We start from the raw sequence: 15,166 nt of genomic DNA on the forward strand, positions 1-15,166 counted from the left end.
TTGCGCGTCATCCTGCCAGGAGGTCTCGCAAGCTGCGCGTGGCCATTACTTTATAGGCCTCTATCAGCGTCATGCTTTCCTCTTCCGAAACGTCGACGGCGATGCGCATGGTGGATTCGCCAAAATGCATCAGGAGGAAAGCAGTCTCGTCCAGTTGTGCGGACACCTTGCCGGGGGCAATCCGGCGGATCGTATCAGCAAGCAACTGACCATTCTGCCTGCTTTCGGCAATTTCCAGTTTTGACAGGGACTTGTCGGTCTGCGTGGCCGACCAGATGTCGCACATTGCCGGTTCCTGACGCATCAGTGCCAGATATTCATCGATCAATGCATTGAACGCGACAATCAGCTCATCGGCAGAATGGGCCGCTGCAAGACCTTCCTCGATGCACTGGCGCGATTGGGCATTGCAGCTTTCAAACAGGTAGCGGATCAGGGCGCTTTTATCGGGAAAATACTGATAGAGCGCGCCAATCGAGATGCTTGCCTGCTGGGCGATCTCACTCATCTTGAGACTGTCGCTGCCTTTGGCGGCGATCAGCGCCGTGGCGCATTCAGCAATGCGACGAATCTTTTCCTGCGCCCGGCTCTGGCTGGGGGTGCGGCGCAGGATCGGTGCACTGGTTGATTCTGTTTCCGTGGCGGAATTCTGCTTCATGGCGGACTCACATTTTTCGCTCTTGACAGAATATGAGAGTTGCTCACATATTGCAAATATGAGGGTTGCTCATATTTTGGGAGACGGAAGATGAATACACATCGTAATGATCGTTATCTGGTGATTGGCGCCAACGGCAAAACCGGCAGGCGTGTCGCTGAGAGGTTGTGGGAGAAGGGGGTGTCCGTGCGTTCTGTGTCGCGGAGCACCGAGGTTCCCTTTGACTGGGCCAACCAATCCACCTGGGCTGCCGCGCTTGACGGCATCGACAGTGCCTATGTGTCATACCAGCCGGATCTGGCCCTGCCGGGTGCCGTTGATGCCATTCGCGCATTTCTTTTGGCGGCAAAGAAGGCGGATGTGAAGCATGTCGTGCTTCTGTCCGGGCGAGGTGAGGAGGAGGCGGAAATTGCGGAAAAGGTTCTGCAGGATTCCGGGCTGGACTGGACCGTGTTGCGCGCCAGCTGGTTCATGCAGAATTTCAGCGAAAACTACATGCGGGATGAGCTGCTTTCAGGCTCGCTGACCCTGCCGGTCGGGCCGACGAAGGAACCCTTCATCGATGTTGACGATATTGCCGATGTCGCCGTTGCTGCCCTCACCGAAACGGGACATCGCAACAAGCTCTATGAACTCACCGGCCCGGAACTGTTCAGCTTCAGCGATGCAGTAAGCGAGATTGCCAGGGCGACTGACAAAGACTTGTCGTTCAATTCGGTCTCATACGCCGATTATGAGGCGGCGCTGCGCGAGCAGGCCTTGCCGGAAGATGTCATCACGCTTTTGCGCTATCTTTTCGTCGAGCTTTTCGATGGCCGCAATGCCAGTGTGGCACATGGTGTGGAGGAAGCTCTCGGGCGCAAGCCGCGCCGGTTTGCAGATTTTGCGCGCAAGGCTGCCATTGAAGGCATATGGGAGGGACAATCATGACGATGAGTTCTCAACTACTTGTTCTGCTGACGGCATGGGGGAGCGCGATTACAGGCGGCATCTTCTATGCGTTCTCAAGTTTCGTGATGGCCGCGCTGGCACGCATTCCGGCCAATGCGGGCATAACGGCGATGCAGTCGATCAATATCACCGTTATCAACGGAACGTTCTTTGCCGCCTTTTTCGGCACGGCATTGCTGTGTCTGGTGATTATCGTACTGGGATTAATGGGCTTTGGAAGCTTGTCGAAATGGGCGGTGAGCGGCGCTGCCGTCTATCTTGTCGGCACTATTGGCGTCACGATGGCTTTGAATGTGCCGCTGAACAACCAGCTCGCGGCGATGGATGCCAGTGCCGCCGCGTCGGCCGATGTCTGGCTTACTTATGTGCGCGACTGGACCCTATGGAATCACGTCCGCACCATTGCTGCGCTGATTGCGGCCTTGATTCTGGGCGCGAGCGCGCTGGCAAGGGTGTGAGCAGAAAAGCGGACAAACAAAAAAGGCGGGTCCGAGGACCCGCCTTTTCTCTGCCTTACGGCAAAACTTATGCTGCGACGAGGTTGTCGGCAGACGAACGGCCCGAACGACGGTCCTGTACGATTTCGTACGAAACCTTCTGACCTTCATCGAGCGTGGCCAGACCAGCGCGCTGAACGGCGGAAATGTGGACGAATACGTCCGTGCCGCCCTGATCAGGCTGAATGAAGCCGAAGCCCTTGGTCGTGTTGAACCACTTAACTGTTCCCGTAGCCATGGGAAATTCCTTTGTAACATTAGTAGTAGAGTAGTCCGTATGCTTCGCACACGTCCCTGTGAATCGAATTTATGGACAGGAGATCGTCAGGAAGCACGGCGGGCCGCACGGGTCGCAAAGTCACTTGACCGAAAAATCGATGCGCTAACTATATGCGACAAATTTGACCAATACAAGACAGCTAAAATTGTCAGCTAAAAACTGATTTTACTGAGGCTTTTTGCCATTCCGAGCCCGAGCCGGATTTGCGCGCTCAATCGGTCGAGCCAGAACAGCCGGAACAGAATCGGGGCGTTTCCGTCGCAGGGCGACATTTCATAGTGATCCCAGGTTTCGGGTACGGCGTTTCTCAATCGCAGATGAAAGCAGTGGCGGCGGTGAGGCTCTGTCTGCCCCTGTTCGGGATAGTCATAATCGACGGTTTCGAGATGGATCATGCCATCGTCATAGACGAGGCCGGTTTCCTCGGCGAATTCGCGATAGGCGGCGGCGAGAATGTCTTCTCCCGCATCGACCGTGCCGCCCGGCACCTGAAGCGGCGTTTCAGGAAAATCCGGTTCTTCAAAAACCAGAAGCCGGTCGTTCCATGTCGCGTAAATGAGTACTTTGTCGATGGGTTGGATTGTAACGGTCATGGACTTTTCCGGCAGGGTTAGCGTTCAGACCATAATTGCAACGAATGATTTGCGGTAAAACCCGCATATTGTTGTGGGTCATCGCAGCTGGCGCGCGCGAAAAGCGTGTGCTCTCCTATCTTTGACTTCCACGTGACGTAGATATTCAGCATGTTGCAAACATATCTGCAAAATTGAGCGGGCGGATGGGCAGCGAGGCAGGACATGACGTCTGAACCAGACAAGGACAAGACGAAGCGGAGTGCGCCCAAGAAAGAGCGCCGCCGCAAAAAGCCCAGGCGCAGTGTCTCGGAGCGTCTGCGCAAGAGTTCGGCCAAGCTGATTGGTGGTTCTCCGTCACGCGACGGAACCGATCTTTTCTCCCAAGTCTCGATGATGGTGGGAGCTTTTATGGTCTCGCCGGTGCGCAATACGCTGATTGCGCTCGGGACCGGTATTTTCGTTCTCATCGTGCTGATCGCCATCGGACAGGTTGCTATCAATCGCTGGAACGAACCCTTCTACGATGCGCTTGCGCGCAAGGATTTGCAGGCTTTCTTCCATCAGCTGATGGTTTTCTTCGGGATTGCGGGCAGCCTGCTTGTGCTCAACGTTTCGCAAACCTGGCTCAACCAGATGTTCAAGCTCAAGATGCGTGAAGGACTGGCGCGCGATCTCGTGGGGCAATGGCTGGTGCCGGGTCGGGCATTTCGTCTCGCCAATGCCGGCGAGATCGGCATCAATCCCGATCAGCGCCTGCATGAGGATGCACGTCACTTTGCAGAAATGTCGTGCGATCTTGGGATCAACCTCCTCCAGTCGACCGTCATTCTGGTGAGCTTCGTCGGTGTCCTGTGGTCGCTCTCAAGTGGCTTTGTGTTTCATGTCGCGGGCTACAGTTTCTCCATTCCCGGCTACATGGTCTGGGCTGTCATTATCTACGCGGCCTCTGCCTCATGGCTGACATGGATCGTCGGGCGCAGTCTGGTCAATATCAACGCCAATCGCTATGCGCGCGAGGCGGATTTCCGCGCATCGCTGATGCGGGTCAACGAACATCTGGATGCCATCACCCTGTCGCGCGGCGAAGGGGATGAGAGACGTCGTCTCGATCTGGATATCGATGCGGTTCTGGCCGCAATCCGCAAGATCGTCTATGCGACCACGCGATTGACCTGGGTAACGGCCGGTTACGGCTGGCTGACAATTGTGGCACCGATCCTCGTGGCGGCTCCGGTCTATTTCGGCGGTGGTCTGACATTCGGCGGGCTGATGATGGCCGTCGGCGCATTCTCACAGGTGCACAATGCGCTGCGCTGGTTCGTCGACAATTTCGGGGCGATTGCGGACTGGCGGGCGACGCTGCTGCGTGTCGCGAGTTTCCGTCAGGCGGTGCTGCGCATGGACGAGCTTGGTCATCTGGACCGGCAGATCGATCTTGAGACGAACGAAGATGACAGGCTGACGCTGGACGGTGTTTCCATCGCCGCCCCCGATCAGTGCCTGAAGCTCTCCCGCAAGGCTTTTTCGGTAACACCCGGCGAGCGGGTGCTTGTGACGGGCGGGACCGAAACGCAAAGAACGCTGCTGTTCCGCGCATTGGGCGGGCTTTGGCCATGGGGCGAGGGGCGGATCGGCATGCCGGTTGGCGATGGTGTCGCCTTCATGCCGCGCGCGCCTTATTTCCCGCCGGGCAACCTCAAGGGCGTGATCGTCTATCCGCTTGATATCAAGAAATTTTCTGAACAGGATCTGGAAAATGTCCTGCGGCGTGCCGGGCTTGAACGGCTTTCCACGAGCATGGATCGTGTTGCGCGCTGGGATCGCGTGCTGACGGACGATGAGCGCCAATGTATCGCCTTCGCCCGCCTCATATTGCAGAAACCGCAGTGGATCGTGATTGACGGTGCGCTCGATGGTCTCGACGCTGAAGCCTATGACAGGATTCGCGACATGCTGAACACCGAATTGAAGGATGCAGCCGTGATCCAATTCGGCAAGCCGCATTTGCATGACGGTCTTTTCACACAGCAGATCAATCTGGAAGACGATCCTTCAGGAAAGCCTCTGGAGCTGCCAGCCTTGAAAACAGCATGAAAAAAGCCGCCGGGATGACCGGCGGCTTTTTTGTTTCGGGATGTCTTCAGGCTATCAGCGGAAGTAGTCCTGCAGCGGGCGCACTTCCAGCGATCCGGCCTTGAGCGCAGCGATAGCCTCAGCAGCGGCTTCCGCTCCCGCCATGGTCGTGTAGTAAGGCAGCTTCTGCATCAGCGTTGCGCGGCGGATCGACTTGGAGTCGGAAACCGCACTTGCGCTGTCCGTCGTGTTGAAGACGAGATGAATCTGGCGATTGCGGATCGCGTCTTCCACATGCGGACGGCCTTCGATGACTTTGTTGATCTTGGTCGATTCGACGCCGTTGGCTTCGAGGAACTTCTGCGTTCCGCCGGTTGCCATGACCTTGAAGCCGATGCTTGCAAGCTTGCGGACCGCACCGAGCACGCGTTCCTTGTCCTCGTCGCGAACAGATACGAAGACCGTGCCTTCACGCGGCAGTTCAACGCCTGCGCCAAGCTGTGCCTTTGCGAAGGCCAGAGCATAGTCGTAGTCGAGCCCCATTACTTCGCCGGTCGAGCGCATTTCCGGTCCGAGCAGCGTATCGACGCCCGGGAAGCGGGCGAACGGGAACACAGCTTCCTTGACCGCGATATGCGGGCGGGAAGGTGTCTTCGGCTTGCCGCCATAGGCGCCGAGTGCTGCTTCCAGGCTTTCACCGGCCATGACGCGGGCTGCGACCTTCGCAATCGGGGTGCCGACCGTCTTGGCGACGAACGGAACCGTACGTGATGCGCGCGGATTGACTTCAAGAATGAAGATTTCGCCGTCCTTGATGGCGAACTGCACATTCATAAGACCGCCGACATGAAGCGCCTTGGCAAGCGCTGCCGTCTGGCGTTCCAGTTCAGCAACGGTTTCAGGCGAAAGTGTATGCACCGGCAGCGAGCAGGCCGAGTCGCCCGAATGGATACCGGCTTCCTCGATATGTTCCATGATACCGGCGACAAAGCTGTCCTTGCCGTCACACAGGCAGTCGACGTCCACTTCAATGGCTTCCGTCAGATAGGTATCGAACAGAAGCGGGTTCTTGCCGAGCAGCGTGTTGATCTGGCCGGTCTTGTCGTTCGGATATTTGGCCTTGATGTCTTCCGGCACCAGTTCCGGCACGGTGTCGAGCAGATAGCTCTGCAATGAACGCTCGTCATGGATGATCTGCATGGCGCGGCCACCGAGAACATAAGACGGGCGCACGACAAGCGGGAAGCCGAGGTCGGCTGCGACGAGGCGTGCCTGCTCGACCGAATAGGCAATGCCGTTCTTCGGCTGGTTGAGATCGAGCTTGATCAACAGCTTCTGGAAACGGTCACGATCTTCCGCAAGGTCGATGGCGTCAGGCGACGTGCCAAGGATCGGGATACCGGCCTTTTCAAGCGCATTGGCGAGCTTGAGCGGGGTCTGGCCGCCAAACTGCACGATAACGCCGTGAAGTGTGCCCTTTTGCCTCTCAACGCGCAGGATTTCCAGCACGTCTTCCGCCGTCAGCGGTTCGAAATAGAGACGATCCGACGTGTCGTAGTCGGTCGAAACCGTTTCCGGGTTGCAGTTGATCATGATGGCTTCGTAATCGGCATCATTGAGCGCAAAAGCCGCATGGCAGCAGCAATAGTCGAACTCGATGCCCTGACCGATGCGGTTCGGACCACCGCCGAGAATGACGACCTTCTTGCGATCCGACACCTCGGCTTCCGAGCGCGGCTGGCCGACGAAAGGCGTTTCATAGGTCGAGTACATGTAGGCAGTCGGCGAAGCGAATTCGGCAGCGCAGGTGTCGATGCGCTTGTAGACCGGATGCACGTCGAGTTCGCCGCGCAGCTTGGCCACGTCTTCCGCGTCCTGATCCGTCAGGCTTGCAAGGCGCGCATCGGAGAAGCCCATGGCTTTCAGCATACGCAGGTTTTCAGCGTCCTGCGGCAGGCCGTGTTCGCGGATGCGCTCTTCGGTCTTTACGATGGCTTCGATCTGTTCGAGAAACCACGGATCGATCTTCGATGCGTCGTGCACCTGCTCGGTGGTCAGGCCGAGACGCATTGCCTGCGCGACCATGCGCAGACGATCCGGCGTCGGCGTGCCGATGGCAGCGCGGATGGCGTTCTTCTCGTCGCCTTCCTCGATATTCGGGATGGCAATTTCATCGAGGCCGGTCAGGCCGGTTTCAAGACCGCGCAGCGCCTTCTGCAAGCTTTCCTGGAAGGTGCGTCCGATGGCCATGACTTCACCGACCGACTTCATGGCGGTGGTCAGGATCGGCGAGGAGCCGGGGAATTTCTCGAAGGCGAAACGCGGGATTTTGGTGACGACATAGTCGATCGACGGTTCGAACGAGGCAGGCGTCGCACCGCCGGTAATGTCGTTATCCAACTCGTCGAGCGTGTAGCCGACGGCAAGCTTGGCCGCGACCTTGGCAATCGGGAAGCCGGTCGCCTTGGAAGCAAGCGCCGAAGAACGCGACACACGTGGGTTCATTTCGATGACGATCATGCGGCCATTGACCGGGTTGATCGCGAACTGCACGTTGGAGCCGCCGGTTTCAACGCCGATCTCGCGCAGCACCGCAATCGAGGCGTTACGCATGATCTGGTATTCTTTGTCGGTCAGCGTCAGCGCCGGTGCAACGGTGATCGAGTCGCCGGTGTGCACGCCCATCGGATCGAGGTTTTCGATCGAGCAGATGATGATGCAGTTATCCGCCTTGTCGCGGACGACTTCCATTTCATATTCTTTCCAGCCCAGAACCGACTCTTCGATCAGAACTTCGGTCGTCGGCGACGCATCCAGACCGCGCTCGATGATTTCGAAGAACTCCTGACGGTTATAGGCAATGCCGCCGCCAGTGCCGCCGAGCGTGAAGCTTGGGCGGATGATGGCAGGCAGGCCAACAACGTCGAGCGCCTGCGCAGCCTTTGCAAGCGCGTGCGTCATGTAACGCTGCTTGCGTTCGACTTCGCCGAGCTGCCATTCGGTTTCAAGCTTGTCGAGCGCCTTGTCGAGATCGTCACCCGAAAACTGCGCCTTGACTTCGGCGCGCTTGGTTTCGTGGCGCTTGCGGTCTTCGTCCTTGATTTCGGTGGCGTTGGCGAGTCTGGATTCCGGTGTATCGAGGCCAATCTTTTCCATGGCTTCGCGGAAAAGCGCGCGATCTTCTGCCTTGTCGATGGCTTCCGCATTGGCGCCGATCATCTCGACATTGTAGCGCTCAAGAACGCCCATGCGGCGCAGCGACAATGCGGTGTTCAGCGCGGTCTGGCCGCCCATGGTCGGCAGCAACGCGTCCGGGCGTTCCTTGGCGATGATCTTGGCGACCACTTCCGGCGTGATCGGTTCGATATAGGTTGCATCCGCCAGATCGGGATCGGTCATGATCGTGGCCGGATTGGAGTTGACGAGGATGATGCGGTAGCCTTCCTCTTTCAACGCCTTACAGGCCTGGGTGCCCGAATAGTCGAATTCACAAGCCTGGCCGATGACAATGGGGCCCGCGCCGATAATCAGGATCGATTTGATATCTGTACGTTTCGGCATGGGCGCTCGTCCTATCTTCTTCGCGCGCATGATCTTGTCCGAAAACCGGTTCCCATTTTTCGGGATCATGCTCTTGTTTTACGCATGTCTTTGTCTCGAAACCGCTTCCCACTTTCGAGAGACATGCTGCTTAGCCTGCCAGAAAAGCCCGCACGGTTTTCCGGCGGGTTGGCAGCGTATGAATTCTGTGGGCTAAGCGGGCCTTATAGGCAATCGATTCCGAAAGCGGAACCCCACAAATCGTTTTATTTCAAAGAAAGTGCGGGCATTCACGAAAATTCTTGCCCGCCTCATACTTTCTCTGTCGATGTTATGACCGAAACACAGTGCTCGCGGGCCGTTCAGGCTTCTGCCTGAGCGACCTTCAGCGATGGTTTGTTGCGCTTTGTGAGCATATGGCCGAGCCTGTTCGACGGTAGTTCGATCAAGCGATAGGAAATCTTTGCTGCGATGATCGCACCAATCACGATGGCAGCCATGCCGGCGATCTCAAATGTGGGGCCGAGGTTCAGCTTCCGCATCACCGCCCAGCCAAAACCGACCACGAACATATGTGTCAGGTAGAGCGAATAGGAAGTCGCCCCGAGATCGACAAAGAAATTGTCTCGCAGGTCGCCGAGCCAGCGCTCGATGCCCAATGCACCGGCAACCAGTAAAACAGCCGCACCGCACATGATGAGATAAGTGAAGAAGTTGTTGAACGCGACCAGTGGGGTGGAGAAGGTGCCGTAAAGCGCCGCTATGGCGAGGACACCAATTCCGGCCAGCGCGACCGGGGACAATTTTTCCCACAGGCGATGCTTTTCCGCTTCGGCCAGCCACATGCCGCACATGAATGTCAGCAGGTTCTTGTGAAGATAGAATGCCGCGATGCTCGCCGATGGTTCGACGAAGAAGCTTCCGATGACACATGCGCCGAAGATACCGGTCAGCAAGATCGTGCGCTGCAAGGCATTCTTGCACCACCAGAACAAAGCGAACACAAGATAGAAGAACAATTCGTAGTTCAGCGACCAGCCGAGTTTGAAGATCGGGCGCCAATCGCTTGGGTCACCCGGTGTGGCGGCGGGTATGAAGAACAGCGATTTGATGAAATAGCCCACATCCGGAACCGTCGTCTTGAACAGTGACGGCAGATAGAGAGCGCAGATGAAAACCGTGATCGTGCAGAGCCAGTAAAGCGGCACGATGCGGAAAACGCGGCGCAGCAGAAAGTCACCGGGCCTGAACGGGCCGTCGGCATTGACATAGGCGATGATGAAACCGCTGATGACGAAGAACAGTTGAACGCCGAAAACACCCAGCATCGTGATGGCATTGTTTGTTTCTGCGCGCGGATGTTCGATCGTATGGGCGATCAGGACGGCCGTTGCCGCAAGACCGCGTAATATCTGGATCGAATAAAGCTGTTTTCGATTCTGCATCGTCTATGCCCCCATTGACAGAGCATGCTTTAGCGAATGCCGCGCATTTCCGCAATTACTAGCGTATAGATTGTGGAGGCTTCGCCTTCATGTTTGTGACATTGTGAAGGAAGCCGTCAATTTTTCTAGGATCCCTTCCATTGATGCTTGTTTTGACAGGTTTTGTCTATCGAAGCAGGAGGGGATTTCTATTGTCCAAACTATTGCGAAAGAGTCTTCGTTTGTGATTGACACTGCCATTTACTTTTTATGTTGCCGTGCCAACTCTTTATGCGACAATTACATGTATAGGTTGGTGCTGCTTCGTCGAGAGCGGCACGGTGTAGGGGAGTTGGTCAATGCGCTGGCAAGGCCGTAGGCAAAGTGACAATGTGGAAGATCAGCGCGGGGCGCAGGGCGGTGGCATAGGTGGCGGCTTCGGTCGCGGCGGGGGCCTTGGCGGTCCCGGCTTTCGAATCGTTCGCGGTGGCGGCATTTCCGGTATTCTCATTCTGGTGGTGATGTTCTTCGTGCTGCGTGCGGTTGGTATCGATCCGCTGCCGATCCTGTTCGGCGATGGCAGCATGGGGCCAAGCGTAACCCAGCAAGCCGGTCAATCCGGACGGACCGCTGCCGAGGGGGGCGCGGTTGCCAATGATGAGACAACGCAGTTCGCCCGCACCGTGCTGGCCGAGACGGAAGACGTCTGGAGCGGCATTTTCAAGTCACGCGGCCAGACCTACACGCCGCCGACCATGGTGCTCTTTTCCGGACAGGTTCGTTCGGCTTGCGGCTTTGCTTCCGCGGCGTCCGGGCCGTTTTATTGCCCCGGCGATCGCAAGCTCTACATCGATCTGAGTTTCTATAAGGAACTGGCAAACCGTTTTGGCGCTTCCGGCGATTTCGCACAGGCCTATGTCCTTGCGCATGAGGTCGGGCACCATATCCAGAACCTGCTTGGCATTCTGCCCAAGTTCAACCAGATGCGTCAGCAGATGAGCGAAGCGCAGGCCAACCAGATGTCGGTTCGTGTTGAGCTTCAGGCCGATTGCTTCGCCGGTGTATGGGGTTACTACACGGAGCAGAAGGGTATTCTGGAAGCAGGCGACCTTGAAGAAGCTCTGAATGCGGCACACCAGATCGGTGATGACACGCTGCAGCGCCGTAGTCAGGGTTATGTTGTTCCGGAAAGCTTCAATCATGGCACATCCGCCCAGCGCGCCAAGTGGTTCCAGCGCGGCTTCGATAGCGGCAAGCTGGAATCCTGCGATACATTCAGCGGTGATGTTTAAAGTCGTTCTGATACTGTAGAAAAAGGCGGTTTCGACCGCCTTTTTCTTTGTGGAGGAAAAACGCCCGTTCTTTTTGTCGAAAGCCTGCAATATTCGCCTTGTCGTGAAATAATTTTCCAGATAAATGCATTCGCACCGGCGCGGCCTTTTTCCGATTTGCAAGCGTGACGCTCAATTTTGAGCGGCGATGGCGCGCGAGTTCTCCAATCAACACAATTTATGAATGTTCCACCTTTTCAGTCGTGGAGCATATTTCAGGTGTCCCATGCATGATCCCCAGTTTGTACGGCGGGGCTTGTTACTCGTCTTTATGACACTGTTCCTCGACATTATCGGCATTGCGATCATCATGCCGGTTCTGCCGACTTTTCTCGAAGAGCTGACCGGCGCGGATATCAGCACTGCAGCCGTCGATGGTGGCTGGCTTTTGCTGGTCTATGCCGGAATGCAGTTCCTGTTCGCGCCGATGATCGGCAATCTGAGCGACCGTTTCGGGCGCCGGCCGGTGCTGCTCGCCTCGATTTTCACCTTCGCACTCGACAATCTGATCTGTGCGCTCGCAACCACCTATTGGATGCTGTTTGTCGGTCGTGTGCTGGCAGGCATCAGCGGAGCAAGCTTCGCGACGGCATCCGCCTACATTGCCGATGTCAGCGATGACAGCAATCGTGCGCGCAATTTCGGCCTGATCGGCATTGCTTTCGGTGTCGGCTTTGCGCTTGGTCCGGTGCTGGGCGGCTTGCTGGGGGAGTTCGGTCCGCGCGTTCCGTTCTACGGAGCGGCGTTCCTGTCGTTCATCAACTTCATCCTCGCCTATTTCCTGTTGCCGGAGACGTTGACGCGTGAAAACCGGCGCACCTTCCAGATCGCCCGCGCCAATCCGCTGGGCGCGCTCAAGCAGATGCGAAGCTATCCCGGCATCGGCTGGGTGGTGCTGGTCTTCTTCCTGTTCTGGCTGGCCCATGCCGTCTATCCGTCCGTCTGGGCCTTCGTCGGTGCTTATCGCTATAACTGGAGCGAAGCCCAGATAGGTCTGTCGCTGGGGCTTTTCGGTATCGGCGCGGCGTTCGTGATGGCGCTGGTTCTGCCAAGGGTCTTGCCGGTGCTTGGCGAGCGGCGCACAGCGATCACAGGCGTGCTGTTTTCCTGTCTTGGCATGATTGGATACGCCATCGCATGGGAAGGCTGGATGGTTTATGCCGTCATCTTCCTGACGGCGCTGGAAGGTCTGGCCGATCCGCCGCTGCGCAGTATTGCGGCAGGCAAGGTTCCGCCTTCCGCGCAAGGCGAATTGCAGGGTGCACTGACAAGCGTGTCGAGTATTACGACCATCATCGGCCCGCTCATCTTCACGCAGCTTTTCGCCGTGTTCACCGGCATGAATGCGCCGTTCGTCTTCGCTGGAATGCCCTATGCTGTGGGAGCCGGACTGGTTTTTCTGGCACTGGTCATCGTGGTGGCGCGGGTGCGTCCAACGCCCTTGGCCAAGCCCTCAGAGGTTTGATCGATACGGAAAATGAAAAGGCCGGAGTTTTTACTCCGGCCTTTTACTTCGATAATTCTTTTGGATGGCTTAGAGCGCGTTTCGATCTGATTGAATCAGATCGGCGCTCTAACTGTTTGTTTTGACGCGCATCTCTTCCGAAAACCGTTTCACACTTTTCGGGATGCGCTCTAAGCCGCCTGTTCGCGTTCCGGAAGCGGCGTTTCGCCCTTCTTTTCGCGGATCAGGTTGATGAAGCGGCGGAACAGATAGTGCGAATCCTGCGGGCCGGGCGATGCTTCCGGATGGTGCTGCACCGAGAATACCGGCTTGCCGACGACGCGCAGGCCGCAATTGGTGCCGTCGAAGAGCGACACATGTGTTTCCTCGACATTTTCCGGCAGCGAGTCTGAATCGACCGCGAAGCCGTGGTTCATCGATACGATCTCGACCTTGCCGGTCGTGTAGTCCTTCACCGGATGGTTGGCGCCGTGATGGCCCTGATGCATTTTCTCGGTGCGTCCGCCAAGTGCGAGCGCAAGCATCTGGTGGCCGAGGCAGATGCCGAAGACCGGAAGATCGGTTTCGACAAGCTTCTTGATGGTTGGAACGGCATATGCGCCGGTCGCTGCCGGATCGCCAGGACCGTTGGACAGGAAGACGCCATCCGGGTTGTGGGCCAGAACGTCCTCAGCCGTTGCCGTTGCAGGCAGCACGGTGACCTTTGCGCCGAGGCCGGTGAGCAGGCGCAGAATGTTACGTTTCACGCCGAAGTCGAGCGCCACCACGTGATATTCCGGGGTGTCCTGTTCGCCATAGCCGTCTGCGAGCGTCCATGGAGTTTCTTTCCATGTGAGGCTCTGGCCAACCGTGACGTCCTTGGCGAGATCGAGATTTTCAAGACCGCTCCATGCGGCGGCGCGTGCCTTGAGTGCTTCGAGGTCGAACTTGCCGCTCGGATCATGAGCAATGACTGCGTTCTGTGCGCCGCGCTCGCGGATGAGCGAGGTCAACGCGCGTGTATCGATACCGGCCAGTGCAATGACGCCGCGGTTCTTCAGCCACGCATCCAGATCTTCCGTTGCGCGGAAATTCGATGGTGACGTGATGTCAGCCTTGAAGATCGCGCCGACTGCGCCGTGGCGATTGGCCGGCGTCAGGTCTTCAACGTCTTCGGCATTGGTGCCGACATTGCCGATATGCGGGAAGGTGAAGGTTACGATCTGACCGGCATAAGACGGGTCGGTCAGGATTTCTTCGTAACCGGTCAGCGCCGTGTTGAACACGACCTCGGCTTCAATCGCACCGATTGCACCGAGGCCTTTGCCTTCGATCACGGTTCCGTCCGCAAGTACGAGGATGGCGGTTCGCTTCTCAACAGTCCAGGGTGCTGTTTTCGATGTGGTTTCTGTCATGGTCTGCACTCCTGATTGTTAGCCGCGCGCCAGCGTGTGCTGTTATTTCGTTGCCAGCTAGAGCGTCGAACTGATGGAATCAAATCGACGCTCTAACTGTTTGTTTCCATGCATGCCGTTGTCCCAAAACCGGTTCCCACTTTTGGGCGGCATGCTTTATCCGGCACGCGTTCGTGTTTCAACCTGCCACCGGAAGGGTGGCTTGAAAGATGAAGCGTCAAGGGTCATATATGCGCCAAAAGGCAGCGGGGATTTTAAACCTCCCGCCGCGAGCACGTGCCGATGTCCTGCTAAGCCTTGAGCAATAGAGAAACTTGGACGCCGGGTCAATCGTCCGAGGCCATGCTTTCCTGAAATAATGACGATAATCGTCGTATTATTATTTCTCGGGATGGTGGTTCGGACAACTCGGCGATTCTATTCGCTTGTTGTATAGATGCAGGAAACGAACAACAAAGAACTTACACCGTCAGGAGAGACGTTATGCTTCGCCAGGAGATTTCCCAGGCCCTCACGACCGCGCTGAAAGCACAGGAGAAGCGTCGCATGTCGACGCTGCGTTTGATCCTGGCTGCGGTAAAGGACCGAGATATCGCCAACCGTACTGCTGGCAAGGACCCGGTCGGGGATGAAGAATTGCTGGGTATTCTCGGCAAGATGGTCAAGCAGCGCGAAGAATCCGCCCGCATCTATGAAGAAGGCAGCCGTCTTGAGCTCGCTGAAGCCGAGCGCGAGGAAATCACGATCATTTCCGAGTTTCTGCCGCAGCAGATGACCGAGGATGAGGTCAAGCAGGCCTGTGCCGATGTGATTGCCGAGATCGGCGCCCAGGGCCTGCGTGACATGGGCAAGTGCATGGCTGTTCTGAAGGAGCGCTATGCAGGCAAGATGGATTTCACCAAGGCCAGCGCCATCGTGAAATCGCTTCTGCAGTGAAAGCGAAAGGCATAAGTGCCTTTCGCTTTTGTTTCAGCCCCC

12 protein-coding genes are annotated in these 15,166 nt (G+C 57.1%); 6 read left to right on the forward strand and 6 right to left on the reverse strand.

The window, feature by feature from the left end; genetic code table 11:
* Positions 1–7 precede the first annotated feature (7 nt).
* Entirely contained in the window at positions 8–658 is a 651-nt protein-coding gene (locus tag OANT_RS08705) for a TetR/AcrR family transcriptional regulator (protein WP_012091693.1), read from the reverse strand.
* Positions 659–748: 90 nt separating this feature from the next.
* Here OANT_RS08705 and OANT_RS08710 point away from each other — a divergent pair, with 90 nt between their 5' ends.
* Together OANT_RS08710 and OANT_RS08715 are read left to right on the forward strand one after the other, a co-directional pair.
* Positions 749–1,588, forward strand: coding sequence for an NAD(P)H-binding protein (locus OANT_RS08710; protein WP_012091694.1), 840 nt, complete (start codon positions 749–751; stop codon positions 1,586–1,588).
* Positions 1,585–2,067 (forward strand): anthrone oxygenase family protein, encoded by a 483-nt coding sequence (locus tag OANT_RS08715; RefSeq protein WP_012091695.1) that lies wholly within the window; start codon positions 1,585–1,587, stop codon positions 2,065–2,067. The genes OANT_RS08710 and OANT_RS08715 overlap by 4 nt, the downstream gene beginning before the upstream one ends.
* A 67-nt stretch (positions 2,068–2,134) precedes the next feature.
* Here OANT_RS08715 and OANT_RS08720 read toward each other — a convergent pair whose 3' ends face one another.
* Both OANT_RS08720 and OANT_RS08725 read right to left on the reverse strand, forming a co-directional pair.
* The gene (locus OANT_RS08720; RefSeq protein ID WP_006471898.1) at positions 2,135–2,344 is read right to left on the reverse strand and encodes a cold-shock protein; all 210 of its coding nucleotides are present in this window, start codon (positions 2,342–2,344) and stop codon (positions 2,135–2,137) included.
* Between the two features lie 194 nt (positions 2,345–2,538).
* The gene (locus tag OANT_RS08725; RefSeq protein ID WP_012091696.1) at positions 2,539–2,979 is read right to left on the reverse strand and encodes an NUDIX hydrolase; all 441 of its coding nucleotides are present in this window, start codon (positions 2,977–2,979) and stop codon (positions 2,539–2,541) included.
* Positions 2,980–3,183: 204 nt separating this feature from the next.
* Here OANT_RS08725 and OANT_RS08730 point away from each other — a divergent pair, with 204 nt between their 5' ends.
* Positions 3,184–5,055 (forward strand): ABC transporter ATP-binding protein/permease, encoded by a 1,872-nt coding sequence (locus OANT_RS08730; RefSeq protein ID WP_012091697.1) that lies wholly within the window; start codon positions 3,184–3,186, stop codon positions 5,053–5,055.
* A 54-nt stretch (positions 5,056–5,109) separates the two neighbouring features.
* Here the strand turns inward: OANT_RS08730 and carB are convergent, their stop codons facing one another.
* Both carB and OANT_RS08740 read right to left on the reverse strand, forming a co-directional pair.
* Positions 5,110–8,595 (reverse strand): carbamoyl-phosphate synthase large subunit, encoded by a 3,486-nt coding sequence (gene carB, locus OANT_RS08735; protein ID WP_012091698.1) that lies wholly within the window; start codon positions 8,593–8,595, stop codon positions 5,110–5,112.
* Positions 8,596–8,936: 341 nt separating this feature from the next.
* The gene (locus OANT_RS08740; protein WP_012091699.1) at positions 8,937–10,019 is read right to left on the reverse strand and encodes an acyltransferase family protein; all 1,083 of its coding nucleotides are present in this window, start codon (positions 10,017–10,019) and stop codon (positions 8,937–8,939) included.
* Positions 10,020–10,357: 338 nt separating this feature from the next.
* Between OANT_RS08740 and ypfJ the strand changes: the two genes are divergently transcribed.
* A complete protein-coding gene (ypfJ, locus tag OANT_RS08745) occupies positions 10,358–11,290 on the forward strand; it encodes a KPN_02809 family neutral zinc metallopeptidase (RefSeq protein ID WP_010659667.1) in 933 nt (310 codons plus the stop codon).
* Between the two features lie 265 nt (positions 11,291–11,555).
* Positions 11,556–12,794 carry a TCR/Tet family MFS transporter gene (locus OANT_RS08750; protein ID WP_012091700.1) on the forward strand — a complete coding sequence of 413 codons (1,239 nt, stop codon included), beginning with the start codon at positions 11,556–11,558 and terminating at the stop codon, positions 12,792–12,794.
* A 170-nt stretch (positions 12,795–12,964) separates the two neighbouring features.
* Here the strand turns inward: OANT_RS08750 and carA are convergent, their stop codons facing one another.
* Positions 12,965–14,188 carry a glutamine-hydrolyzing carbamoyl-phosphate synthase small subunit gene (carA, locus tag OANT_RS08755; RefSeq protein ID WP_012091701.1) on the reverse strand — a complete coding sequence of 408 codons (1,224 nt, stop codon included), beginning with the start codon at positions 14,186–14,188 and terminating at the stop codon, positions 12,965–12,967.
* Positions 14,189–14,671: 483 nt separating this feature from the next.
* Here carA and OANT_RS08760 point away from each other — a divergent pair, with 483 nt between their 5' ends.
* A complete protein-coding gene (locus tag OANT_RS08760) occupies positions 14,672–15,124 on the forward strand; it encodes a GatB/YqeY domain-containing protein (protein ID WP_012091702.1) in 453 nt (150 codons plus the stop codon).
* The last annotated feature ends 42 nt before the right edge of the window (positions 15,125–15,166 follow it).

The sequence above is a fragment of the Brucella anthropi ATCC 49188 genome, from assembly GCF_000017405.1.
In the GTDB taxonomy this organism is placed as follows: domain Bacteria; phylum Pseudomonadota; class Alphaproteobacteria; order Rhizobiales; family Rhizobiaceae; genus Brucella; species Brucella anthropi.